The sequence below is a fragment of the Novosphingobium aquiterrae genome (assembly GCF_042434435.1).
In the GTDB taxonomy this organism is placed as follows: Bacteria; Pseudomonadota; Alphaproteobacteria; order Sphingomonadales; family Sphingomonadaceae; genus Novosphingobium; species Novosphingobium aquiterrae.
The window spans coordinates 1,181,958-1,206,064 of record NZ_JBHLTL010000001.1 but is presented as its reverse complement, the minus strand read 5'-3'; the positions used below and the strand labels follow the sequence as shown (position 1 = coordinate 1,206,064).

The 24,107-nt window shown below is 61.7% G+C and carries 23 protein-coding genes and 1 tRNA gene; 9 read left to right on the top strand and 15 right to left on the bottom strand.

Annotated elements, in window-relative coordinates; genetic code table 11:
- Positions 1-113 precede the first annotated feature (113 nt).
- Entirely contained in the window at positions 114-707 is a 594-nt protein-coding gene (locus ACFFF7_RS05870; protein ID WP_379480424.1) for a cupredoxin domain-containing protein, read from the top strand.
- A complete protein-coding gene (locus ACFFF7_RS05865) occupies positions 704-3,049 on the top strand; it encodes a putative bifunctional diguanylate cyclase/phosphodiesterase (protein WP_379480423.1) in 2,346 nt (781 codons plus the stop codon). The genes ACFFF7_RS05870 and ACFFF7_RS05865 overlap by 4 nt, the downstream gene beginning before the upstream one ends.
- Positions 3,050-3,228: 179 nt before the next feature.
- Here the strand turns inward: ACFFF7_RS05865 and ACFFF7_RS05860 are convergent, their stop codons facing one another.
- Together ACFFF7_RS05860 and ACFFF7_RS05855 are read right to left on the bottom strand one after the other, a co-directional pair.
- Entirely contained in the window at positions 3,229-3,861 is a 633-nt protein-coding gene (locus ACFFF7_RS05860; protein ID WP_379480422.1) for a tyrosine-type recombinase/integrase, read from the bottom strand.
- Between the two features lie 89 nt (positions 3,862-3,950).
- Complete coding sequence (locus ACFFF7_RS05855; protein WP_379480421.1) at positions 3,951-4,658, bottom strand: DUF4336 domain-containing protein; 708 nt, start codon at positions 4,656-4,658, stop codon at positions 3,951-3,953.
- Positions 4,659-4,758: 100 nt separating this feature from the next.
- On the opposite strand from ACFFF7_RS05855, the gene ACFFF7_RS05850 reads away from it, so the two are divergent.
- Complete coding sequence (locus ACFFF7_RS05850) at positions 4,759-6,078, top strand: chloride channel protein (RefSeq protein WP_379480420.1); 1,320 nt, start codon at positions 4,759-4,761, stop codon at positions 6,076-6,078.
- Here ACFFF7_RS05850 and ACFFF7_RS05845 read toward each other — a convergent pair.
- From ACFFF7_RS05845 to ACFFF7_RS05810, 8 genes are all read right to left on the bottom strand, one after another.
- Positions 6,044-7,780, bottom strand: a complete 1,737-nt coding sequence (locus ACFFF7_RS05845) for an SLC13 family permease (protein ID WP_379480419.1) — start codon at positions 7,778-7,780, stop codon at positions 6,044-6,046. The genes ACFFF7_RS05850 and ACFFF7_RS05845 overlap by 35 nt on opposite strands.
- On the bottom strand, positions 7,777-9,285 hold the full coding sequence (locus tag ACFFF7_RS05840; protein ID WP_379480418.1) for a DUF389 domain-containing protein: 1,509 nt from the start codon (positions 9,283-9,285) through the stop codon (positions 7,777-7,779). Before ACFFF7_RS05840 ends, ACFFF7_RS05845 begins: the two co-directional genes overlap by 4 nt.
- 62 nt (positions 9,286-9,347) lie before the next feature.
- Positions 9,348-10,616 carry a cation:proton antiporter gene (locus ACFFF7_RS05835; protein ID WP_379480417.1) on the bottom strand — a complete coding sequence of 423 codons (1,269 nt, stop codon included), beginning with the start codon at positions 10,614-10,616 and terminating at the stop codon, positions 9,348-9,350.
- Between the two features lie 176 nt (positions 10,617-10,792).
- Positions 10,793-11,302 carry a DUF4411 family protein gene (locus tag ACFFF7_RS05830; RefSeq protein ID WP_379480416.1) on the bottom strand — a complete coding sequence of 170 codons (510 nt, stop codon included), beginning with the start codon at positions 11,300-11,302 and terminating at the stop codon, positions 10,793-10,795.
- Between the two features lie 3 nt (positions 11,303-11,305).
- Entirely contained in the window at positions 11,306-12,505 is a 1,200-nt protein-coding gene (locus tag ACFFF7_RS05825) for an ImmA/IrrE family metallo-endopeptidase (RefSeq protein WP_379480415.1), read from the bottom strand.
- Positions 12,506-12,636: 131 nt separating this feature from the next.
- Positions 12,637-13,227, bottom strand: coding sequence for a DUF5681 domain-containing protein (locus ACFFF7_RS05820; protein ID WP_379480414.1), 591 nt, complete (start codon positions 13,225-13,227; stop codon positions 12,637-12,639).
- On the bottom strand, positions 13,200-13,727 hold the full coding sequence (locus tag ACFFF7_RS05815; protein WP_379480413.1) for a DUF5681 domain-containing protein: 528 nt from the start codon (positions 13,725-13,727) through the stop codon (positions 13,200-13,202). The genes ACFFF7_RS05820 and ACFFF7_RS05815 overlap by 28 nt, the downstream gene beginning before the upstream one ends.
- Positions 13,724-15,028, bottom strand: coding sequence for a site-specific DNA-methyltransferase (locus ACFFF7_RS05810; protein WP_379480412.1), 1,305 nt, complete (start codon positions 15,026-15,028; stop codon positions 13,724-13,726). The genes ACFFF7_RS05815 and ACFFF7_RS05810 overlap by 4 nt, the downstream gene beginning before the upstream one ends.
- Before the next feature lie 175 nt (positions 15,029-15,203).
- Between ACFFF7_RS05810 and ACFFF7_RS05805 the strand changes: the two genes are divergently transcribed.
- From ACFFF7_RS05805 to ACFFF7_RS05795, 3 genes are read left to right on the top strand one after another with little or no spacing between them, the layout of a single operon-like run.
- Complete coding sequence (locus tag ACFFF7_RS05805) at positions 15,204-15,482, top strand: DUF3489 domain-containing protein (protein WP_379480411.1); 279 nt, start codon at positions 15,204-15,206, stop codon at positions 15,480-15,482.
- Positions 15,479-15,889: a DUF2924 domain-containing protein gene (locus tag ACFFF7_RS05800; protein WP_379480410.1), complete on the top strand. Its 411-nt coding sequence runs from the start codon at positions 15,479-15,481 to the stop codon at positions 15,887-15,889. Before ACFFF7_RS05805 ends, ACFFF7_RS05800 begins: the two co-directional genes overlap by 4 nt.
- Positions 15,886-17,460: a recombinase family protein gene (locus ACFFF7_RS05795; RefSeq protein WP_379480409.1), complete on the top strand. Its 1,575-nt coding sequence runs from the start codon at positions 15,886-15,888 to the stop codon at positions 17,458-17,460. The genes ACFFF7_RS05800 and ACFFF7_RS05795 overlap by 4 nt, the downstream gene beginning before the upstream one ends.
- A gap of 391 nt (positions 17,461-17,851) precedes the next feature.
- Here ACFFF7_RS05795 and ACFFF7_RS05790 read toward each other — a convergent pair.
- Positions 17,852-17,942: transfer RNA gene (locus ACFFF7_RS05790), tRNA-Ser, on the bottom strand.
- 85 nt (positions 17,943-18,027) lie between these two features.
- On the opposite strand from ACFFF7_RS05790, the gene ACFFF7_RS05785 reads away from it, so the two are divergent.
- Genes ACFFF7_RS05785 through ACFFF7_RS05775 form a run of 3 tightly spaced genes read left to right on the top strand, consistent with a single transcriptional unit; the run spans position 18,028 to position 19,822 of the window.
- The gene (locus ACFFF7_RS05785; RefSeq protein ID WP_379480408.1) at positions 18,028-18,429 is read left to right on the top strand and encodes a metallopeptidase family protein; all 402 of its coding nucleotides are present in this window, start codon (positions 18,028-18,030) and stop codon (positions 18,427-18,429) included.
- 32 nt (positions 18,430-18,461) lie between these two features.
- Positions 18,462-19,511 carry a peptidylprolyl isomerase gene (locus ACFFF7_RS05780; protein WP_379480407.1) on the top strand — a complete coding sequence of 350 codons (1,050 nt, stop codon included), beginning with the start codon at positions 18,462-18,464 and terminating at the stop codon, positions 19,509-19,511.
- Positions 19,508-19,822 (top strand): DUF1905 domain-containing protein, encoded by a 315-nt coding sequence (locus tag ACFFF7_RS05775; protein ID WP_379480406.1) that lies wholly within the window; start codon positions 19,508-19,510, stop codon positions 19,820-19,822. Before ACFFF7_RS05780 ends, ACFFF7_RS05775 begins: the two co-directional genes overlap by 4 nt.
- Here the strand turns inward: ACFFF7_RS05775 and ACFFF7_RS05770 are convergent.
- The 4 genes from ACFFF7_RS05770 to hemF form a co-directional block, all read right to left on the bottom strand.
- Positions 19,819-20,181 carry a VOC family protein gene (locus ACFFF7_RS05770; protein ID WP_379480405.1) on the bottom strand — a complete coding sequence of 121 codons (363 nt, stop codon included), beginning with the start codon at positions 20,179-20,181 and terminating at the stop codon, positions 19,819-19,821. The genes ACFFF7_RS05775 and ACFFF7_RS05770 overlap by 4 nt on opposite strands.
- A gap of 37 nt (positions 20,182-20,218) precedes the next feature.
- The gene (locus ACFFF7_RS05765) at positions 20,219-22,309 is read right to left on the bottom strand and encodes a RelA/SpoT family protein (RefSeq protein WP_379480404.1); all 2,091 of its coding nucleotides are present in this window, start codon (positions 22,307-22,309) and stop codon (positions 20,219-20,221) included.
- Between the two features lie 133 nt (positions 22,310-22,442).
- Entirely contained in the window at positions 22,443-23,126 is a 684-nt protein-coding gene (locus ACFFF7_RS05760) for an outer membrane protein (RefSeq protein ID WP_379480403.1), read from the bottom strand.
- A gap of 106 nt (positions 23,127-23,232) precedes the next feature.
- The gene (hemF, locus tag ACFFF7_RS05755) at positions 23,233-24,090 is read right to left on the bottom strand and encodes an oxygen-dependent coproporphyrinogen oxidase (protein WP_379480402.1); all 858 of its coding nucleotides are present in this window, start codon (positions 24,088-24,090) and stop codon (positions 23,233-23,235) included.
- Positions 24,091-24,107: the final 17 nt, after the last annotated feature.

The window sequence follows — 24,107 nt, the reverse complement described above, 5'->3', positions numbered from 1 at the left end:
AGGTTTGGGGATCGATGCATTCTCATTCCCCGCAACATCTAGCCCCGCATGGTAAACGACAGACTAACCTCCTCTATACCGTTTTGAAGGGAGGGGTTGCCTAGTGCTGGCGAATGATATTGCGTATTTTCTGCATTTTTGCCGTCTTGTTGTCTTGGACTGCTGCTGCCTCGGCTGCGGGGGTGACAGTCACCGTGACCGGCGCCGATGGTCGCCCGGTTCAAGGCGCGGTTGTTACTGTCACCGAACCAGGAATTCCTCCTGCGGCCGTTCGCGGGCCATACGTAATGGCGCAACAGAACATCGCCTTTGCGCCCCACCTCCTGATAGTTCCAGTGGGCGCGGTGGTTAAGTTCCCCAATTTCGATCAGGTCCGTCACCATGTCTATTCGTTCTCGACCCCGAAGAAATTCGAACTGAAGCTTTACGGTCGCGACGAGACCAAATCGGTGCAGTTCGACAAGCCCGGGGTCGTGGCAATTGGCTGCAATATCCACGATTCAATGAGTGCTTTTATATTTGCGACCAGCACGCCTTACATCGGAGTTACTGATGGGGCTGGGCGTGTAAGCCTTAACGTAGCGCCATCCGGTAAGGCCCTACTGGCTGTATGGCATCCGTCGGTGCGCGCTCCAGGAAATAGCCGCACGCGTTCGTTGGCGATCCCGACTGGCGGTCTTGTCATTGCAGTCAGTACCGCCCGATGAAGCTGCCGCGCATCCAGTTCGCAAGCCTCCGCACCAAGTTGGCTGCACTGTACGTTGCCCTTTTTGCGATCGGGTTCATCGCTGTATCGATTACGGCCCAGGTAATGATTGAGAATCAGGCTCGCAGCTCGGTTGAATCCGAGCTGCTGGCGAGCGGCACGGTCTATGATCGACTTTGGGAATTGCGCGAACGAACCTTGGTCAGCTCAGCTGAAGTGCTCGCCCGTGACTTCGGCTTTCGCTCTGCGGTCGCAAGTGGCGACAAGGCGACGATCCAGTCAGCCCTCGACAGTCTGCGCTCGCGTGCAGATTTGCCGTATGCCGCCCTGGTTGGTCTGGATGGCAGCGTGGTTGGCATGGAGGGACCACTTGCACAGCGAATTTCGAGCTTCCCGTTTGAACTGAGCGAAGGGCACCGCGATGCGGTCGTGACGATTGGCCCGGAGACATACCGGCTAATCGATTCCCCAATTCTTGCCCCGACAGAAATCGGTTGGGTCGTCTTTGCTGTGAAACTTGACGCCGCTGAATTGAGGCGGCTCGAGAAGCTCTCGGCCATACCGCTGGTGGCGACAATTCTTCAACGTGATGCAAAGGGACACTGGTACGATCCCACCGGATCGATCCCGCGTTCAGTGTCACTCGAAAGTCTGTTTCCCAACGGCAGTTCCCCGCGTGGAGCCGCCACGCTCACTCTCGCCGATGGTCCTGCTTATGCGCGCGCCCGGTCATTAGCCGGTCCCGATGGCAACGCTTCAGCGGCGCTCCTGCTTCGCTACCCGATAGCCATGGCTCTTTCGCCCTATCGGCCGATGCAAGCGGGGATCGCGCTGGCTGGGCTGATTGTCTTGGTCCTTGTTGTTTTCGGCAGCTTGCGACTGGCAGGTGCATTGACGCGGCCGATCGCGGCCCTGCAACGCTCGGCTCAAATGCTTGAGGAAGGCAGCCGCAGCGAAGTCGAGGTTATCGGCGCAGACGAAATCGGCCAACTCGCAGTGAGTTTCAACCGCATGTCGGCAGGAATCGTCGAGCGCGAGCACCGTATCACCCATATGGCATTTCACGACCCACTAACGGGCCTGCCAAACCGGGCCTTTTTCCATCAGTCACTCGAAGATAGGTTGATGCGCATCGCCCACTCCGGCGAGGATGTCGCGATATTGTGCCTTGATCTCGACGGGTTCAAGGTCGTCAACGACACGCTCGGTCACCCGGTAGGGGATGCACTGCTGAGCCGTGTTGGCGAACTTCTGGTCAGTCTGACACCCGATGGACTGGTTTCACGGCAAGGCGGGGACGAATTTGCGATTGTTTTGACTTGCGAGAAAGACAGCGATCGTCCGCGCGCACTTGCCCAGGCAATTGTCGATGCCCTCACCGATCCAGTCGAAGCGGGTGGTCAGATCATCCCAATCGGCGCCAGCCTTGGGATAGCGATCGGTCCCGCAGATGGCGACGATGCCGATGATTTGCTCAAAAACGCAGATCTGGCATTGTACCGCGCCAAGCAAGATGGGCGCGGCGCCTTCCACTTCTTCGAAGTTGCACTGGATCAGGCCGCGCGCGAGCGACGCCAACTCGAACTCGACCTACGGATGGCGCTCAGTTCGGGCGAGTTCGCGCTGAACTATCAGCCGATCTACGACCTCAAGAATGATCGAATTTCAGGGTTCGAAGCGCTGCTGCGCTGGACGCATCCAACTCGGGGACTAGTCGGACCAGATCTATTTATTCCTGTTGCAGAGCAATCTGGACTGATCCTGAGCATTGGCGAATGGGTTCTCGGTCAAGCGTGCCGCGAGGCAGCCAAGTGGCCCGACCATGTGCGAATTGCCGTCAATGTATCTACCCTGCAATTCTGCCATCCCGGGTTCACTTCCACTGTCATGCTGGCGCTTTCGCGCAGCGGTCTTGACCCGCAGCGGCTGGAAATCGAAATCACGGAATCGGTGTTCCTCGAAGGCAATGATACAGTTCTGGCAGTCTTGCGGCAGCTGCGTAGCCTCGGAATTCGGATCGCATTGGATGACTTCGGAACTGGCTACTCGTCTCTTAGCTACCTGCGCAGCTTCCCGTTCGACAAGATCAAGATCGACAAGTCATTCGTTGACGCCATCACAAGCGACACCAGTGCAATGGCTATCGTTCGGGCAATCGTTGTCCTTGCATTTTCGCTTAAGATGGAGACGACGGCTGAGGGCGTAGAAGATTGCGAGCAGCTTGAAGAATTGCGCGGCCAAGGCTGCACGAGTGTGCAGGGATATTACTTCAGTCGGCCTATCGACGGTTCGGCTGCCTTTGCACTGGTAGGCCGCTCGACAAGCGTTGAATTTGCCGCCTAAAACCGACTACGTACCGTTGGCATGCACTGATCCGATATTTTGGCAACGCCCGCAAAACTGCGCGATGTTCGAATTCGCGAACATTGCTGCCATTCTGCGCTTCGGATCTGATCCTTAAAAGCCGTCATTCATTCATGCGGCTCATGCCAGCCCGGGCATGGCCCGAGGCTGGCGCGTGCTCAAATTTCCGTTCGCTCTGACAATGTCAGGGCATCGTCGATATCCACCCCCAGATATCTGACGGTGTTCTCGATGTTGGTGTGGCCAAGTAGAATTTGCACAGCGCGTAAGTTGCCAGTGGCTTTGTAGATCATGGACGCCTTTGTCCTGCGCATCGAGTGCGTCCCATATTCCCGCTTGTCGAGACCCACAGTGGAAACCCACTCGTCGACTAGCCGCGCATACTGCCGCGTGCTGAGGTGGCCGAGGTAGTCGATCCGGCTCGGAAACACGAAGTCGGCAATCGTGCCGCCGCGACGCCGCAACCACGCTTCAAGACTCTTCCGAGCCTCGGACATGATTTCGAACTGCACGGGCCTACCCGTCTTTTGCTGGATAACGGTCGCACGATCGCGAAATGATCCGCCACTCACGAGGTCGCCAATCCTGAGTTTAACCAGGTCGCAGCCGCGAAGTTTGCTGTCGATGGCAAGATCGAACAGCGCGCGGTCCCGCAATCGCTTGTGCTCGTCGAGATAAAACCGGATCGCCCAGATGTCGCGGGGCTTTAATGGTCGCTTTGGCCCGACGTTTTGCCCAGCGTTCCAAGGTCGCCTTTCGTGTACGGCAGGGTCAAGGTCAGAATATCCCATCATATTTCTCCTGTGGCCTGAATGGCCAAGAGGAAGATGGGCTCGATCTCATGCATTGCCCGACAATCAGATAGCTGGAACCATCATCGTCACCACGTGCGATCGAGCCAGGTGAATGCCCTCCGCAGGTAGGCTTCGCCGTCGCTCCGAACAATTTCGCCGTGTGCCACAACAACATGTTCGGGGTGGGAATTTATCAACGACTGGACCTTGCGCTGGGCGCTCGCGCGCTTGCGAAAGCTCAGCCTCAGGTCCAGCGGTGGGAAGCCCCAGCCTTCCTGCATGTGCGACAGCGTTGCAACTTTGCGCAGCCACCATGGCCAGTGTCCGGCAAGGAACTCCTTGCTGAAGGGCTGCGACAAGTCCGCGACTATGGCCGTTGCAGATGCGCGGTGGAAGAACATCATCTCGTCCAGAAACCGGGAATTGGTGAAATGATACTGGTCGATCTGACCCGCCCATTCTGGCGGTGGCTCGCTGCCCAACTCGCCTGAAAAGGCGATGTCGGAACACTTGGCGATGGTCGACGCCGTGCCCCAGGTTTTCGCTGCCGGGAACTTCGCCTGCCAGTCCTTCAGGAACAGGTAGTGAAGCTTGTTCGGGCTGACCAGGTGCGACACCTCGCCCATGCTCCGAACCGCACCCAGCAACGCCTCTGTTGGCGCGATGGGCGACCAAATCCACAGTCTGCCACTAGCAAGGCGGACCACAACCATACGGGTGGGATAGGCCGCTCCGAAAAACGAAACGATCCCGCCATTCGCGAACCACAGATTTTTGCCGAGGGGTTTCAGCATGATCGCTCTCCATGCCCCCCGGTTGAATTGTCTCCTCATAGCAGCTCTTCGACCGAAATGCGCCTTTGCCTTCTATGCCACGGACGCGCTAGGGGGCCGCATGCTGCCGAAGTCACTCCAGCGCGCGCTCCACCCGGTGATCGGCTCGCGGGCGCGTGGCCGGATTGCGGCGCTGCTCGGTGCGGTGCTGCTCAGCCTTGCGGCGATTGCCTTCGCGATCGCGGGCGATCTGGCGCAGCGCGCCTTCGCAAGACTGGTCGCCTGGAACCCTTGGGTGCCGCTCATCGTAACCCCGATCACTTTTGCACTGGTCGTCGTCCTGACGCGCAAATGGTGGCCGGAGGCGAAGGGTTCGGGGATTCCGCAAGTCATGGCTGCCGGGCGCGCGCCGACCGCCAGCAACTCTGCCAGACTGCTGGCTTTGCCGGTTGCCGTTGCCAAATTCCTGTTCACGATCGCCTTGCTTCTAGTGGGTGGCTCGGTCGGCCGCGAAGGGCCGACTGTGCAGGTCAGCGCGTCGCTGATGGCGGCCGTTCACCGCTGGCTGCGCGTGCCGATCAGCACTGGAGTGGTTATTGCCGGCGGGGCAGCCGGTGTTGCCGCAGCTTTCAACACACCGCTCGCCGGTGTCGCCTTTGCGATCGAGGAATTGGCGTCAGCGTTTGAGCAGCGGGTTGCCGCATTGGTGATGATGACCGTGATGGTTTCGGGCCTGATCAGCCTCGGCGTTGCGGGGGATTACGTTTATTTCGGCGCAGTGGCGCAGCAGCTTCCGATCCGAACCATGTTGATCGCTGCGCCACTCGCCGGGATTTTGGGCGGGGTTCTGGGCGGTGCTTTCGCAAGGGCTCTGATCGCAATGGCCTGGTCGCGCAGCGGCCTGATCGGAGCGATCAGATCGCGGCCGATTGCCTGGGCGTTTGGCTGCGGGCTGGTCGTGGCGGTCCTTGGTGTTGCATCCGGCGGACTATCCTGGGGAACGGGATATGAAACCACGCGCAGCCTGTTGGCTGGTGAACATAAGTCGTTGATGTTCGGGCCGGTCAAATTCGTCTCCACCCTTGCCACCGCGGTCAGCGGCGCGCCCGGCGGCATTTTTGCGCCTTCGCTGTCGGTCGGGGCCGGCCTCGGGCAATTGCTCGCCCAGCTCTTTCCCGAAAGCCCGGCCGGTGCGATCGTGTTGCTTGGACTTATCGGCTATTTCACGGGCGTGGTCCGCGCGCCGCTGACCGCCGTGATCATCGTTTCGGAAATGACCGCCGATCGCTCCATGATCCTGCCGCTATTAGGCACCGCCCTGATCGCCGACTGGGTCAGCGGGAAGGTTTGCCCGCAAAAGCTCTACCACGCTCTGGCGCGGCAATTCATGCCCAAACGACAAGCTGTCAGCCAAACTGACGAGCCAGGAACAGCGCCGTAACGACGACGACCAGTGTCGACATCGCCGCGCCCATCCTGATGTAGTCGCCGAACCGGTACCCGCCCGGCCCCATCACGAGCAGGTTATTCTGGTGTCCGATGGGGGTGAGAAAGTCAGACGAAGCGCCGATCAGCACCGCCAGCAACATGGTATCGGGCGAGACATGAAGGAGTTCGGCAAGGCGAATGCCGAGCGGTGCCATGACCAATGCCGTCGCCACATTGTTGAGAAAGATCGACAGGATCATCGTCACCAGGCACATGGTGCCGATCGCGATTTGCAGGCTTTGTCCTGCCAGGACCTCACCTAGCCAGTCCGCAGCGATTGCCGCTGCACCACTGCTCTCGAAGCTTCCTCCAACCGGGATCATGGCGGCCAGAAGCACCACGATGCTCCAGTCGATCGAAGCATAGACTTCCTTTGCTGGCACCAGCCTCAGCCCGGCGATCGTCGCTGCGGCGGCAAGGAAACTGATAGCTGGCGATGCACCGCCCAGCACAATTGCCAGGATCGCCGCAATGAAAATGCCGGCAACGCCATAGGCCTTGCCGTTGCGGACATTCTGGCGGTCGAAGCGGTCGATCTCGAGCAGGCGCATCTGTCCGGCGAACCGGGCAATCTCTTCGCCGTTGCCTTCGATGAACAGCTGATCGCCAGCACGGATTTCCATGAGCCCGGGCGGCGTGCGCTCCATCGCGGCGCGCGGTCCCGCGGCGACAACGTGCAAGCGACGCTCGCTGAGGTATGGGATCGCCCCATAGCCGCGGCCGATCAGCGGGGAGCCATGAGCGACGCTGACTCGCGCCACAGGAGTATCGGTGGCGTGGACGTGTTCGCTCGACGCCCAGGGCAGGGTTACATCGACCAACCACGGATCGGTACGACTGAGCAGCAGGAGCCGATCGCCCGGTTCCAGGCCGGCAGTGGGCCAATCGATCCTTCGTCCATCCCGGTACTGGCCAATCAGGCGCGATCCGGTCTTTCGCAATATCTCGCCAAGTTCCTTGCGCTCTATCCCGGGCCGTTCGCGAACAGTGAGTTCGAACGTCATCCAGATCCGGCGACGCGTTTGCTCGACCTTGGAACGCTCCGGTAGCAACCGCCAGCCCAGCACCGCGACATAGGTAATGCCAAGAACGGTCACCACTGACGCAACCGGGGTCATGGCGAAGAAGCCGAAGCCCGAACCCAGTTCGCGCTCGCGCACCGACGATATGATCAGGTTCGCGGGCGTGCCGATCAGGGTGGTCATCCCGCCAAGGATCGTGGCAAAGGCCAGCGGCATCAGGATCGCACCCGGCGGCTTTCTGCTGCTGCGGGCGATCTCGGTCGCGATCGGCATCGTGATGACCAGTGCCGCAATGTTGTTCATGAAGGCAGAGAGAAACGCGCCGGCGACGAGTAGTACGCCCATGCGCAGCGGGAAAGTTGCCCTGTGAGGCATCAGCCGCGCGGTGGTCGCCCCGGCAACTCCGGTCAGTTCGAGGGCGCGGCCCACGACAAGCACCGCCGCAACAGCGATCACTGCGGGATCGGCAAACCCGCTGAGTGCGTCCTTGGGCTGGACCAGTCCGGCCGCGACACTGGCCAGCAGGGCCAGGACCGCGACAAGGTCGTGCCTGACCCGCTCGCTGGCAAACAGCACCAGAGTGAAGAGCAATATCGCCCCGCTCATCACGGCCGGAGATAGCGCCAGCGTCATTGGCCAGGGTTTTGCCCATCAAGGGGCGGTGGCGAAGCCAACACCACGATCCGGCAAAGCTTGCCGAGCGTGACATCGACCGGTCCCAAATCGAAGTCGATCCGTGCCGCCTTGAGGGCGTCCGTCAGTTCGGACGGTACGCCTTCTGGCCCCGGAACAATCGTGATCCTGGCCATTCCCCAGCGCTGCAGCGCCCAGACGGCAAGATCGGGTGCGATCGCATCCGAATTCGCTGGTTCGTTGCCCACCAGCAATTCGCCTTGCACCGGTGGGAACAAGCGAACATTCCAGCCATCGGCGCCCTCGCCGGCGTTGCCTTCGGCGGCGCGGTAGTGCGCCAGGGTCCATCCGGGTGCTGCCACAGGTTCGATTGTCACGCTGCGCTCTGTCCGGTTGAGCCAGATGCCACGCGTCGGCAGGCCGATGTTCGAGCGCAGGCGCGCGATCGGCGGCACGTCCGCCGCAATCCCGGCAACCGTGCGCTCCATCGCAGCATCGACCAGCGCGCGAGTCTGGCTGGGGGCATCCGCGGCGAGCACCTGCTGGACATTCACGAATGGCGTCCCGCCGGTAATTTTTGCAAGCCGACTGGCGATCTCGGCATCGGCATTATTGGAATATGCCGGCGCAACCACCACCGCACTGACTTGCGGCTGACCGAACATCGACCAGCTCGCGTCGAGCTGCGCCACACCCAGTCCGTTGGCGTGCGTAACATCGGCGATGATTGTCCGGGCTGCGCTGCGCAGCCGCGCTTCGCGGGTGACCTGCAGCAGGGTCAGCGCAAGCGGCGTGGCCAGGACAAGGAACGCCGCAAGGCCCGCCGCAATATAGCGCGGCGTCCATTCGACGTTGCGGATTGGCCGTGCCGCGCCGCTCAAGCGGGCGATCAATGCAAAGGCAAAGGCGATTGCCGACAGGTTGGTGAGAAAGAGCAGCAGCGCGCCGAGCGCGAACATTGGCTGCATTACCCCTATTCCGTAGCCGATTGTCGCCAGCGGTGGCATCAGGGCTGTAGCTATCGCCACGCCGATGGTGGTCTCGCCTTTGCCGATCACGGTCGCGTAGCCGCCTGCAATGCCAGACAGCAGTGCCACTGCAAGATCGAGCAGGGTTGGCTCGGTCCGGGCGATGATTTCCGGCGTGGCATTGCGGATCGGGCTGATCCAGGTGAGCAAAATTCCGACCAGGATGCCGATTGCCGCGCCGATCAGCACCACGCGGGCGGCATCGCGGATGCGATGGCCGTCGATCGAGGCAAAGCCGAATCCGAGGGCGGCGATCGGTGCCATCAGGGGAGAGATCAGCATGGCGCCAATCACCACCGCAGCCGATCCCTGCAGCAACCCCAGCGTCGCTATACCGGCGGAGAGCGCGCACATCAGGACATAGCCTTGGCTGGCCACGCTCTGGTCGATCACCTTGTGGCGCAATTCGTAGGCTTCCTGCGGAGAAAGCTCTGGCAACAGGACAAATCGCGCCAGGCGGACGCGCCAGCGCAGCAAGCGGGCCCGCCACCCACTGGGATAGGCAACTGTGCGGACGTCGTCTTGTTCGTCAATTGCTTTCACCGGGCACCGTCCGCCTTGCTTTTGAGATGCGCGATCAGCCCCGAAATGCTCGCTCCCTGCACGATCACGGCAAAGATCACGACCAGGTAGGTTGCGGCCAGAATCGCCGATCGCACGGGACTTTCGGGGAGCGAGAGCGCCAAGGCAATCGAGATTCCGCCGCGCAGGCCGCCCCAGACCAGTGTCGGAAAGGCCAGCGGGCCCATATCCATCCACCGCTTCATCACCTTGAGCGGCAGGCCCACAGACAGAGCCCGTGCCGTGAGTGTGAGGAGGATCGCCGCGGCGCCTGCCCCGAGCAGCGGCAAACTCGACGCCACAACGATGACTTCCAGACCGATCAGGAGAAACAGCACGGCGTTGAGGATTTCGTCGATCAGCCCCCAGAACTTGAGCAGGTAATCGCGTGTCGTGTCGCTCATTGCCTGGGCAACTCCGGCGTTGCCGGTGAGCAGGCCGGCAACGGCCATGGCAACCGGGCCGCTGACATGCGTGGCCATTGCCAGACTGTAGCCGCCCATGACCACGGCAAGGCTGATCATCACTTCGATGCTGTAATCGTCGATGGTGCGCATCAGGCGAAAGGCCAGCCACCCGATCAGAAAGCCAAGAGCAGCGCCGCCACCGGCTTCACGCAGAAAATCAGCTGCGGCGCCTGACAGGGTGAAGGGTTCCTGGCCCAGGGCGATCCGGAGCAGGATGGTGAAAACGACAACCCCGACCCCGTCATTGAACAGGCTTTCCCCTGCTACGGTTGCCTGCAGGGTCTCGGGCATCGCCGCACGTTTCATCACCGCCATCACTGCTACCGGGTCGGTTGGACTGATCAGCGCGCCGAACACCAGGCACCAGCTCAACGGCACCTGCGATCCGAAGGCGGCGGAAATCCAATGAAACCCAAATCCGACAATGATCGTCGAGAGGATCACGCCAACCGTACTGAACACCAGGATCGGCAAGCGTCCTTTGCGCATGTGCGCCCAGTCAACGTGCAAGGCACCCGCGAAGAGCAGGAACGAAAGCATCCCCTCCATCAGCACGCGGTGGAAGTCGATGCTTCCTAGGAAGGCCGCAAGCTGGCTCCCAAGCGTGCTCGACGGTGTGATCCGATCGATCGCGATGACGATCAAAGACGCAATCGCCCCCATCAGCGTCATGCCGACACTGGCCGGCAGGCGCAGCCAGCGATGATTGATGTAGCCAAGCCCCGAGGCGAGAACGATCAGGATTGCGGCAGCGTCGAATGCGGTTAGGTCTCTGTGCATTCTTTGCGAATTAGCCTGTGTTGGGAAGACAAGCTATCCTGTCCAGGTTACGGCATTGTGGTCCGCCAGCGCTAATAAAGCGGCCGTTCGAAGGTGCCGGAGCATTCATTGGAAGCCGCCAATTGTTCATCATTAGCGGGGATTATAGGAAGTTGTCAGTTCCGAGTTCGCGTCAATCATCCCCGCCAGCGAGTGCTGAAATGCAACGCTCGAAGCATCGTGAACGTGTCGCAGCATTGAACCCCAACATCGGCACAGACGTCCGGGATACGGCGGTTCTGCCGCTGTTGCCTGCGCTTTGATGCTTCCGTCGTCACCACGCAGCGGTTGGCGGGGTCAGCCAAGGCATGGGCGATCAGAAATGGATCGCGACCGATTGCCTCCAGCTCGTCGTCCGTTAGATCGGGTGCATACTGATTGGTGACGCGCTGGACCAATGCAGGTTGAACGTCTTCGTCAAACAGGATCGCGGCCTTGTGTGCGTCGTCCTGAATCCAAGCGAACAGCAGGTCACGCTCGGCGTCGTTGCTGCCATCCTTCACCTCTTCGAGTGTCTCGATCGGCATCTTGATCTCGCCCGCGTTGCCCATGTGGACTAGCCATTCCCAGAACTCCGGCACGGCATCGACAGGATAGTAGAGATTTTGCGCCGTGATGAGTACGTTGGCATCAAGCAGGTACACCATGCGTCAGGCACCCTGCTCGATAGCAAGCGCGGCACCGCTCAGTAGGGTGTGAACGCTGCGCGGCTTGACTCCCAGCAGCTTGCTCGCGCGCGTGGGGGTGAGCACCCCTTCGCTCATGTTTCGGGCCACGAAATTAAGCAAAGCCGCGCCGAGGCGGTGTCGCCGGACAATGTAGTAGTTGGGGCCGCCGTCCATGCCCCGCGCTCGTTCTCGCTGGGCCGCGCGGCTTTGCAGCCATTGGGTCCTAAACGTATCGGTTAACACGCGCCATGTGCGCTCGGTGATCTTGTCCGCGCGGAACAGACGGTAGGCTACCAAGGAGCGGCTCACCAACCGCTCTTCGGCAAACTCCGTCACTAAACGTGCGGCCTCCACCACGTCAGTCGTGCGGGTGATAGGAAGCTGATCGAGCTCCCGCTCCGGGAGCAGGAATGAGCTCGCGACATCGTTACAGAACTGCTCGATTGCGCCTTCGAAATGCCCTCCGCTTACGCCGGTTGCCCCAATCCAGAGGTGTGCAACCTCATGCAGCAAGGTAAACGACCAAGCCGTCTTGGCGTCCTGGTCGTTGATCACCACAAACGGTGCAATCGGATCGGCGAGGGCGAAGCCCCTGAACGCATCAACATCGATCGCTGAGTGGTGGCTTCCGAGATTGCCGATCAGCAGCACGTAGATGCCAGCGGCTTCGACACGGCTGCGCAGCAAGGCAAAGCCAGCATCTGCCGACCCTTGGGCGCGAAAGGCCGCAAGGTCGAGGCCAAGCACCTGACGGATTGATGCGAGTACCGGCCCAACGCCATCATTGCGGGACATAGAGCCGATGAACGGGAGCGGCTCGGCCTCTTCCTCTTCCACCTGCACGGCGCGCACGACGGCTTGCCGGGACCGGATGTCGCGAACCAATGCATCCACAAGTGGCTCGCCGCCGGTGTGACGGTCAGGCAGGGTGCGGAAGTCCTCGCCCCGGTCCCCGCGAGCCGGAGGCTCATTCAGGTAGAATGAGACAAGCGGGCGACGATAGATTTTCGCCATCTTCAGCAGAACCGGCCGCGAAATCTCGCCTGCCTCGGTTTCCAGAGCAAGCAGTCGATCAGAGCCTGAAACGCCACGTGCGGCATTAATGCCTACTTTGTCTGCCGCCTCCTCAAGCGAAAGCCCCGCGCTTTCGCGCGCCCATTGCAGGATGGAAGGCTTCACCATTGGCATGCGCCTTCATTCGCACAAAGGAATCGTTTCATGCGAGCGAAAAGTGCCATTCGCTCGACTACAGGCTGCTTTCTGAGATGCCCCCTTTGAGTCCGGTCAGTCTCCTATGTCCAACAAAGCCGACATCAATCGCGTTCAATCCACCACTCCGGCCAATTTACCGTCTCAGGTTTGCGAGTGGCATTCCAAACCTCACGTTGCTCAGACAAGCTCAACCTGCGATCACCAAGTCGCGCCAATGCAGCTTCAACAATCCAAGGCTTAAGCCACCAGCGAACTCTCGATTTGCTCCTGGGATTTGTCTTGATCCCGAGCCCGAGGTCACGAAGTAGAACACCAATGCCCATTCCCACGAAAACGATCTGGACAAGTAGGGGTGGGTCGCCGGCTGACGGGCGCTGTCCCCGCGCTTCTTCGATTGCGGTTAAAGAGGCACGAGCCGCCGCACTATCGCCGGCCAGTCCTTTCTGCGTTAGTTGCAGAAGGAATGCTTCAGCTGCTGTTACTCGTCGTTCGCGGCCATCTTCTCGGATTGTGACCATCTGGCCGAGCACACTGTCATAGGGGATCTCGTTTTTGCGTCCGCGCGGACGCCCTCGCGGATTGCCACTTCGACCCTTCTGAAACCGGGACGTGATCGGCGGCTGCTTGTAACCCGCCTTTGGCGCCGGTCCCGGGCTTTGGTCACTCACGCCGTTCTGCGCTTTCGAGGCCATTTGAGTTTGTTGGGCTCGGCAGTGAAATGGCGGATATTCTCTATTTCCTTTTCGCTCAGCGACCGCTGGCCAGGTCGACTAAGTGCCGCTTGCGCTGCCCAGGTCGCAAGCCGCATCCAACCGTCTCCGGCTTCCTTGTCCACATATTCTGCGATGCCCAGAATGAGCATGGCCTCGTTCGCGTGGTCACTGTCGTACTCGTGTTCCAACAGGACAGCCTTAGTCTCCTGAGGAGAGAGCTTGGCCATCGCCTTCTCGCGCTTTTCGATCATCTTCAGGACAGCACGCACTGCCATCCTGTTGCCCTTCAAGGCCGCCTGGTACGTTTGCAGTTGCAGACCCTCGTCGACGGTCAGTTCGCGTTCGACACCTCCTTGCGTGACCGTCAACTTCTTGTCGAAGATGATGTCGAACGCTGAGATATGCGGCCGGCGCGCCTTGGGCCGACCCGCAGGATTGCCAGATTGACCCTTTTCGAAGCGCCCCAAATTGCTGCTCAATGGGATTGCTTCTCGGTCGAGCGGTGCACCAGCACTGCGGCTTTGCCAGTCAGCTGCTCCCAGCGGGTAATCGCCACGTCGACATAGGCCGGATCGATATCGAGTCCACGGAACCTGCGACCCACGCGCTCGGCTGCGATGAGGCTGGTGCCCGAACCAAGGAAGATATCAAGCACGCGCTCGCCCTGCCTGGTTACGTCGCAGATCGCGTCTGCCACCATTGCCACCGGCTTGACCGTTGGATGGAGCGCCAGATCCTCGCGGCGACTGCCGCGCAAGCTGTTGACTGAGGCATAATCCCAGACGTTCGTGCGATTACGGCCGTGCTTGCCGAGCTCGACCGCGTTGGTGTGCGGCGCATCGCCGACCCGGTAAACGAACACCATCTCGTGCTTGGAGCGGTAGAGTGAGCCCATCCCGGCATTGCTCTTGTTCCAGACGCAGATGTTAAGCAGCGTGTTGTAGACCTCGGTTCCAACCAGGCTGACATCGTCGAGGTGGCGCCAATCCATGCAGATGAAATGAATTGCGCCATTGCGTGAGACCCGTTCGCAAGCGGACAATGTCTCGGTCAAGAATGTGCGGAACGCTGCGGTGGTCATCTCGCCAGAAGCCATAGCGAACTCGCGGTGACGGCCTGCCGCATTGGAATGGCCATTGATTTTCACATTGTAGGGCGGATCGAGGAACGCGGCGTCGATCGTATCGCCGTCACCGACCACAGTGCGAAGGAAGTCGATATCGCGTCCGTCGCCGCACCCGATCCGATGTTCGCCGAGCTGCCAGATATCGCCTAGCCTTGCCTTGGGCTCGATTGGCACTTCGGGAATAACTTCGTCATCCGGGTCAACACTCTCACCCAGCACCACATCAATCTCGCCCGAGCTAAACCCGGTCAGCGCCAAATCCACTTCGAACTCAGGCAGCGATAGATCCGCAAGCTCAAGCTTGAGGATCTCGATGTCCCATCCAGCGTTGAGAGCGATCTTGTTGTCGGCGAGACGCAAGGCCTTCTTTTGGCCTTCACTCAAACCGGCCAGTTCGATCACCGGCACCTCGCCCATGCCGATTTGCTTGGCTGCGAGAAGTCGGCCGTGTCCGGCAATGAGATGGCCCTCGGGATCGGCCAGGACCGGGTTGGTGAAGCCGAACGCCCGTATCGAGGCAACGATCTGTTCAATCTGGCGTTTCGGGTGCGTTCGCGCATTGCGTGGATCAGGGACGAGAAAGCCGATCGGTCGGTAGACGACCGTCAACGGGCGGACGACCATCGAATCGGTCGCATCAGGTACGCTGGGCATGCCAGCTCATATACAGGATGTTCTTTTTTTGTGCCAAGGGGCAAGCCCTGGTTTTGTCCACCGGTTTGGACTGGACTGTCACCGCAGACAGAGCATTGCTGTCGGTGTCCGGCGAGCCGGGCTCGTGGCGGTAGCGGCCGGAATTTTTCCGTTGCGCGTACCGAAGGACAACACGATGACAAAGACGACAACTAAGCCCCGCCGCATGGCTCGCGAGCGCGATGTTGCAGGGATGCCAGCTAGTCCTGAGAAGAAGCCAAGCAAACTTGATCACGTCGAGCGACTGCTCCTGGTGCCCTCCGGCACCACCATCGCTGACATCGTGGCGGCAACCGGCTGGCAGCAGCATTCGGTGCGCGGCGCCCTGGCAGGCGCGCTCAGGAAGCGCGGGCTCAAGATCACCTCGGACAAGGTCGGCGGTGTCCGTCGATACCGCGCGAGCAAGCCGGCGTGACGAGCGCCGCAGTCGACATGGTTGTCTCCGAGATCGAGCGGCTGGACCTTCAGGGCCTCCGACAGTTCTGGGGGCAGCGCTACGGCGCGCCCCCAGCGCTGCGCTCGGTGCCGATCCTGCGTATGCTCCTTGCCTGGCGCGTGCAGTCGGAGGCACTGGGCGGGCTCGATGGCGAGAGCCGCCGCATGCTTGCCCGCAAGGGCAAGGTCCGTGCCGAGGGACTCGACCTCGGGATCGGGGCCCGGCTCACCCGCCAGTGGCAGGGCAAGAGTCACGAAGTGGTTGTCGAGGTCGACGGGTTCCGCTGGCAGGGCCAGCACTACCGCAGCCTCTCCGCAGTCGCCACTGCCATTGCCGGCAGCAAGTGGAACGGACCGCGCTTCTTCGGCCTGCGTGAGGCGTCATGACCGCAGCCCCGAGCAAGCGATGCGCGATCTATACCCGCAAGAGTTCGGACGAAGGGCTCGACCAAGAGTTCAACAGCCTCGACGCGCAGCGCGAAGCGGGTGAGGCTTATGTGAAGAGCCAGGCTTCGGAAGGGTGGAAGCTCATTCCAATCCGCTACGATGACGGCGGGTTCTCGGGCGGGTCAATGGAGCGCCCGGCGCTGCGCAGATTGCTCGACGACGTCGAGGCCGGCAAAATCGATGTGGTGGTCGTTTACAAGATCGACCGGCTCACCCGTAGTCTCGCCGACTTCGCCCGGATCGTCGAAGCCTTTGATGCGCGCGCGGTGAGCTTCGTTTCGGTGACGCAGGCATTCAACACCACCTCATCGATGGGACGACTGACGCTCAATGTCCTGCTCTCGTTCGCACAGTTCGAGCGCGAGGTCACCGGCGAGCGCATTCGCGACAAGATCGCCGCCTCCAAGGCTAAGGGCATGTGGATGGGCGGTGTGCCACCGCTCGGTTACGATGTGCCCGAAGCTGGAAGCAGGACGCTGCGGGTGAACGAGGCTGAGGCGCAGATCGTTCGCAATATTTACGAACGCTATCTCGCGATAGGATCTGTTCACCGTCTGGCTGCTGCACTTGCCAACGATGGCGTCGTCTCGAAGCGGCATGTGACCAACAACGGGCGCGAGATTGGCGGAACCTCGTTCGGCCGGGGCGCGCTATTCCACCTGCTGCGAAATCGAATCTATCGCGGCCAGATCGTGCACAGAAACCTAGTCCACCAGGGTGAGCACTTGCCGATCATCGACGTGGAGCTGTTTGACCGTGTGCAGCAACATCTTGCCGCCAACCGGGTCAGTCGTAATTCGAGCGCTGATCGCCGGACCGAACGGGCGTGGCTTGGCGGGCGCCTCTTCGATGTACGCGGCGAACCCATGAGCCCGGCGCATTCGCGCGGACGCTCGGGACGGCTTTATCGCTATTATGTCTCGACCTCTGTGCAGCGCGGCGGCAAGCACAAGCCGGAGCTGCACCGTGTCGCTGCAACCGCGATCGAGCAACTAGTCATGAATACGCTCGAACGATTGCTACCCGGCAAGGACTCTGGTGCCATCCAACTGTCCGTTCACTTGCGCCCCGATGCCATCGACCTGGTCTTGCCGGCAAACCTGGCACGCGCCGTGGCAGCTCGGATCGACGGTGAGGAACAAATTGCGTCGTACGGCGAGCAGTGTGTGGTTACGATCCCCGTGGCATTGCCACTCCGCGGAGGTCGCCGATCTATCGTGGCTGGCCAGCTTGATACAGCCGACCACGACACCACCTTGATCGCCGCGCTGCGCAATGCCCATGCAATGGTGCAACGCGATGAGCGCGGCCTGCCCATCATCGAGACTTCGCCAATTTCGCCCTACGATCGGCGTCTGCTGCGGCTCGCTTTTCTCGCTCCTGACATCCAGTGCGCGATACTCGCCGGACGTCAGCCTCGCAGCCTCAATCTCGAGCAACTGATCCACCAATATCTACCGATCGGCTGGTCTCAACAGCGCAAAACGTTGGGTTTCGCGCCACCTCTTTGAACCCTGTTATGGGGCGCAAATTGCCTGTTATTGCCGATTAATTCGCCTGTTATGGTCGAATAAATACCCTGTTCCGGCGAATAACAGGGAAACGCGTTTTGAGGCTCTGAAACCCCCGGAAATCTGGAATTTCTTATGCAACGAGGCGGTCCCTCAGCCGTCAAAAGGCCTGTTTTGGCGCCTCATTTTTATGATTTTCCCTGTTATCGCCTGAAAACAGGGAAACCGAACCGATTACGATCCGCGCGGAGACTGCCGCCGCAAAGCCAGCCGGAATGGACTCGGAGACGGCTCGAAGTGGTCATGCGAAAACGGAATTGGGCCTGTAACCCCGCCAAAGCCGCGGCATTCGAGCTCGGCCCTGAAGACGGAGACTAGTGCTGGGACTGTGTGGCGGAGCGGGAGGGATTCGAACCCTCGATACGCTTTTGACGTATACTCACTTTCCAGGCGAGCGCCTTCGACCACTCGGCCACCGCTCCGCATGCACTGGAAGTGCGCGCCCTAGCTTCAAGGGCGGCGATGCGCAAGCGTTGCGCTGGCGGGCGGCATGCCTACATTCGGGGGATGAGACGAACCTACGGGCACGCCCCTACCCTGGACGAAATCGAGACCCTGGCCCTCGCCGCGCTGGCGCGGTTGCCGCAGGGGTTCCGCGCGCACCTGGACGGCGTGGCGGTTCTGGTCGAGGACTTTGCCGATGACGAGACTTTGGCGGCGCTGGGGATCGAGGATCCGTTCGAACTGACCGGGGTCTATGAAGGCGTGCCGCTGGGCGACAAGTTCGCCGCCGCCAGCGGGACCATGCCCGACCGGATCCGGCTGTTCCGGGCGTCGATCCTCGACGAATGGATCGCGCGCGGGGACGAGAGCCTTGAGCATCTGGTCGCTCATGTCCTGATCCACGAGGTCGGACATCATTTCGGGCTGTCCGATGCAGACATCGATGCGCTGGAGGCGGGTGCCTAGACCCGGCGTGATTTCGCTGGCAGACCAGCGCCATGCGCAAGACCCTGCTCCTCGCCGCCCTGCTCACTGCAACCCCGCTGGCCGCTCAGCTGCCGCCGCCCAAGCCCGGGGACTTTCCCTCGCCGGCCGAGATCGTCGCCAAGGCGCCGAAGGCCGACTGGCATGCGATCGACCGCAACGACTTGTTGGTGATGGACCTCGCCCCCGACGCGAAGGGCAAGCCGCGCAGGGTGGTGATCCAGCTGCTGCCGCCGCCGTTCAGCCAGGGCTGGATCGGCAATATCCGCAAGCTCGCCGCGGCGCATTGGTGGGACGGGCTGGCGGTGGTGCGGGTGCAGGACAACTATGTCACCCAGTGGGGCGATCCCGACGGCGAGGACAGGGCCAAGGCGCGGGCATTGCCCAATGGGTTGGTTGAGGTGCCGCAGAGTGATTACGTCATTGATCCTATTCGAGAGCTCGCCAAATTGGCCATGAAGCCAACTGCCACTGCGAAGGAGAGGGAAATGTGGCGCGGCTACGCCAGCATGTGCAGCTTTGATCCTGCCAAGGTTCCCAAATACCCTTGCCCTGTGACAACAGGTTCGGATGAACATAGTGGTTTGACTTACTCTGCGCTCGAATATCATTTTGGTGGTTGGCCTTTCGCATCGAACTATACGGAGGAGTGGCCCGTCCACTGCTACGGCATGGTCGGGGTTGGGCGCGATATGCCGCCCAATACCGGGAGCGGGGCCGAGCTTTACACCGTCATCGGCCATGCCCCGCGCCAGCTCGATCGCAATATCGCCCTGGTCGGCCGGATCATCGAGGGGATGGAGCACATGTCGTCGCTGCCGCGCGGGCATGGCGAGCTGGGGTTCTATGACCTGGCCAAGGGCGACGAGCGGGTGCCGATTGTCTCGGTGCGGTTGGCGGCCGAGGTGGCGGACCTGCCGGCCTATGAGTACCTCGACACCGAGAAGGCCAGCTTCGCGCGCTACGCCGATGCGCGCGCCAACCGGCGCGATCCGTTCTACATCCGCCCGGCGGGCGGGGTCGACGTGTGCAATGTGCCGGTGCCAGTGCGTCGGGTGCAGTGACCGAAACCATCGCCCACACCGGCCCGCTGTGGCGCTGGACCACGCCTGCGGCGCCGGCAGCGTGGTTCTTCGTCACTATCGACGGCGCGGCGGGCGAGGCGCTTTCGGGCACTGCGCTGATGCGGCGGATGGAGAAGACCCCGCGCGGGTTCGGCTCGATGAAGGTCACGGCGCGGATCGGAGAGAGCACCTTCGCCACCTCGGTCTTTCCCAGCAAGGACCTGGGCTGGCTGCTGCCGGTCAAGGCGGCGGTGCGCAAGGCCGAGGGGCTGGGCGAGGGCGACATGGTCGAAGTCATGCTCGAGCTCTAGGCCTGGATCAGCTCGATCCGGTTACCGAAGGGATCGGCGACATGACAGCGCAGTACGCCGGGCAATTCGGTGTCCCAGCGCACCTGGCCGCCCGTCTGTTCGATCAGCGCGGCCAGTGCCTTGAGATCATCGACCAGCAGCGCCGGGTGGGCATTTTGGGCCGCGCGGAAATCGGCCTCCACGCCCAGATGGATCTTTACCCCCGGGGCTTCGAACCAGCACCCGCCGCGCGCGGCCAGCGGCATCGGCTTGGGCGCTTCGTTAAGGCCGAGCAGGGCGGCGTAAAACCCGCGCGCAATGTCTTCCCCGCCTCCCGGCATGGCGAGCTGCACGTGGTCGATGCCGATTATCTTGCTCATAGCTCTGCTTCGGCTCCGCCTCCGCAACCGCGCGGCATCAGATCCGGTCCGCCTGGGCCACCGCATCGCTGGCCCGCAGCGCCGAGACGATCCGGGTCAGGTGGGCAAGGTCGGACACTTCCAGGTCGATGTCATAGGTCCCGAACAGCTCGTCGCGGCTGGTGTTTTCCAGGTGGATGATGTTGGCACGGTTGCCGGCGAAGATCCCGGTCGCTTCGGCCAGGGTCCCCGGGCGATTGTAGAGCACCACCCGGATCCGCCCGATCGCCCCTGTTGAACGTTCGCCCCATGACAGGTCGAGCCAATCGGCATCGATCCCGCTGGCCAATTCCAGACAATCGATCGCGTGAACTTCCACGCCTGTGCCGGGGCGGCGGATGCCGACGATGCGGTCGCCCGGCACCGGGTGGCAGCATTCGCCCAGCTGGAAGGCCACCCCAGGGGTGAGCCCGCGGATCGAGATCGCGCGTTCCTGCTTGGGCCAGTGCTCGGGCTCGGGCAGGTCCTTGGCGCTGCCCGGAACCAGGGCTTCCATCACCTGGCGGTCATCGAGCTTGGCCGTGCCAATGGCCCGCATCAGCTCGTCCTCGCTGGCAAAGCCAAGGCGCTTCACCGCGTCCTTGACCGCCTTCTTGCCGATCTTGCTGGGGAGGCGGCTGGCGATTTCCTCGAACAGCTCGCGCCCGATCGCGGCGATTTCCTGCTTTTCCTTTTGCCGCACCGCGCGGCGGATCGCGGCGCGGGCCTTGCCGGTGACGACGAAACCCAGCCATGAGAGCTGGGGCGACGCGCTCTTGCTCTTGATGATCTCGACCACGTCGCCGTTGGCCAGCGCAGTGCGCAGCGGCATGTGACGGCCGTTGATCTTGGCCCCCACGGCAAAGCTGCCAAGGTCGGAATGGACCGCATAGGCGAAGTCGACCGGGGTCGATCCCTTGGGCAGCTGGAACAGCTGGCCCTTGGGGGTGAAAGCAAAGATGCGGTCCTGATAGATCGCCAGCTTGGTATGCTCGAGCAGTTCCTCGGCATCGTGGCTGGCATCGACGATCTCGATCAGGTCGCGCAGCCAGCCGACCTGCCCGTCGGGGCGCTCGTGCTGCTTGTAGGCCCAGTGCGCGGCCAGCCCGAATTCGTTGGTGCGGTGCATGTCCTGAGTGCGGATCTGCACTTCCATCCGCATTGAGTTTTCAAAGATCAGCGCGGTGTGGAGGCTGCGATAGCCGTTCGACTTCGGCGTCGAGATATAGTCCTTGAACCGCCCCGGGATCATCTGCCAGGTGCGATGGAGCACGCCCAGCGCGCGATAGCAGTCCTCGTCGCTGTCGGTCAGCACGCGGAATGCCATGATGTCGGTGATCTGTTCGAAGCTGACGTGGCGCTCGGCCATCTTCTTCCAGATCGAATAGGGGTGTTTTTCGCGCCCCGAAACCTCGACCTTGAGGCCCGCCTCGGCCAGCGCCTGCTTGATCGACAGTGCGATCGAATCGACCTGCCCGCCTTCGCTGCTGCGGATCTGCGCCAGCCGCCCGGTGATCGTCGCATAGGCCTCGGGCTCCAGCTGCTCGAACGCCAGCAGCTGCATCTCGCGCATATATTCGTACATCCCCACCCGCTCGGCCAGGGGGGCATAGATATCCATCGTTTCGCGGGCGATGCGGCGGCGCTTGTCATCGCTGCGGATGAAATGCAGCGTGCGCATGTTGTGCAGCCGGTCGGCCAGCTTGACCAGCAAGACGCGGATGTCCTCGCTCATCGCCAGGAAGAACTTGCGCAGGTTCTCGGCGGCGCGCTCGGTCTCGCCCATCGCCTCGATCTTGCTGAGCTTGGTCACTCCGTCGACCAGCCGGGCGACCTCGGGGCCGAACAGCCGCTCGATTTCTTCGGTGGTCGCCAGCGTGTCCTCGACCGTGTCGTGGAGCAGCGCAGTAACGATGGTTTCCTGGTCGAGCTTCAATTCGGTCATCAGCCCGGCAACTTCGACCGGATGGCTGAAATAGGGATCGCCCGAGGCGCGCTTCTGGCTGCCGTGTTTCTGCACGGTATAGACATAGGCGCGGTTGAGCATGGCCTCATCGGCCTCGGGCTCATAGGCGAGCACCCGCTCAACAAGTTCGTACTGGCGCAGCATTGCGGCCTATGTGGGATGAAGCGTGGGCAAAGCGCAAGCGTTGAGATGCTTTTGCCCGATGCCGCGCCCAGTACGATTTGGGGCGAGCCCTGCGGCCCGCCCCAAAGGTTTCAATTTCGACTGATCGCGGCGATCAGAAGTTGTAGTTGAAACCGATCCGCGCGATGTTCAGATTGTTCTTGAACACCACGTTTTCGTAAGACGACGTGGTGGTCGGGATCTGGTAGCGCGCAGTCGCACCGTCGAGGTGCAGATACTCGGCCTTCATGCTCAGTTTCTCGCTGAGCTTGTATTCAACGCCGCCGCCGAACACCAGGCTGGTCTTCGTCTCCTTGACGCAAACGTCGTACTGATTGTTGCCGCAGCCGGCTGCATCGTAATAGGCCGCGTTGTCGTTGCGGGCAAAGGCGACGCCGCCGGTCGCGTAGACCATGGCATTGCCGGTCGCCAGGCCGGCGCGGGCGCGCACGGTCGAGAACCAGTCAACCTTCTGGTGCAGATACGATTCCCAGTCCGGATCCGGGATGTCGTTCTTGCCGGTCGAACCGCTGAAATCCGCCTCGAGGCCAAGAATACCGTTCGAACCGACCGCCATGTTGTAACCGGCAGTAGCGCCGTACACGAGGGTGCCGGACGACTTCTGCGCGGCGCCGTATGTGAAATATTCGTCGCCGTCGGTCAGCGTGCTGTCGAGCTGTGCGCCGCCGGCGGTCACGCCCACATAAACACCTTCAAAGGCAGCTGCGTCCTGCGCAAAAGCGGCAGACGACGAGAAAGCGACCGCAAGAACTGCGGCCGAAGCAAGAATCTTCTTCATTTGGATTTTCCCCAGATTACTGATTACGCGTTCGGTTATTGTTATCTAGCGACGCGCCGTCCTCTGGATTAAACAGATTAATATACAATTTAACCGCGGCTATCGGTCAACCCCAGCTCGCCTCGGGCGGCAGGCTCATCAGGATGGCGTCGACGTTGCCGCCGGTCTTGAGGCCGAACAGCGTGCCGCGGTCGTAGACCAGGTTGAATTCGGCATAGCGGCCGCGCCATTCCAGTTGTTGGCGTTTGTCGGCCGGGGTGAAGGCCGTGTCCATCCGGCGGCGGACGAGCTGCGGGAAAATGTCCAGGAATGCCTCGCCGACATCGCGGGTGAAGGTGAAATTGGCTTCGAAGGCGGCCTGGTCGGGGCATTCAAGGTGGTCGTAGAAGATCCCGCCGACGCCGCGGTGGACGCCGCGGTGGGGGATGAAGAAGTAATCGTCGGCCCATTTCTTGAAGCGCTCGTAATAGGTCGGGTCGTGCGCGTCGCAGGCGGCCTGGAAGGCGGCGTGGAAGTCGGCGGTATCCTCCGGATAAGGGATCGGCGGATTGAGATCGCCGCCGCCGCCGAACCACGCCTTGGTCGTGGTCAGGAAGCGGGTGTTCATGTGCACCGCCGGGACGTGCGGATTGGCCATGTGCGCGACCAGGCTGATCCCCGTCGCGGTGAAGCCCGGATCCTGGTCCGAGGCACCGTTGATGCTGGCGGCAAAGCCCGGCGCAAAAGTGCCGTGGACGGTCGAGACATTGACCCCGACTTTCTCGAACACCTGGCCCTTCATCAACCCGCGGGTGCCGCCGCCGGGATTGTCGTTGCCCGCTTCCTCGCGGTGCCAGGTCAGGTAATCGAAGCGCGCGGCGCTGCCCGCCTCGGCCTCGATCTCTTCGAAAGCGGCGCAGATCCGGTCGCGCAGGCTTTCGAACCAGGCGCGGGCACGGGTGGTGGCGGGGGTCCAGTCGGTCATCAGCGGGCGCTTGCCAA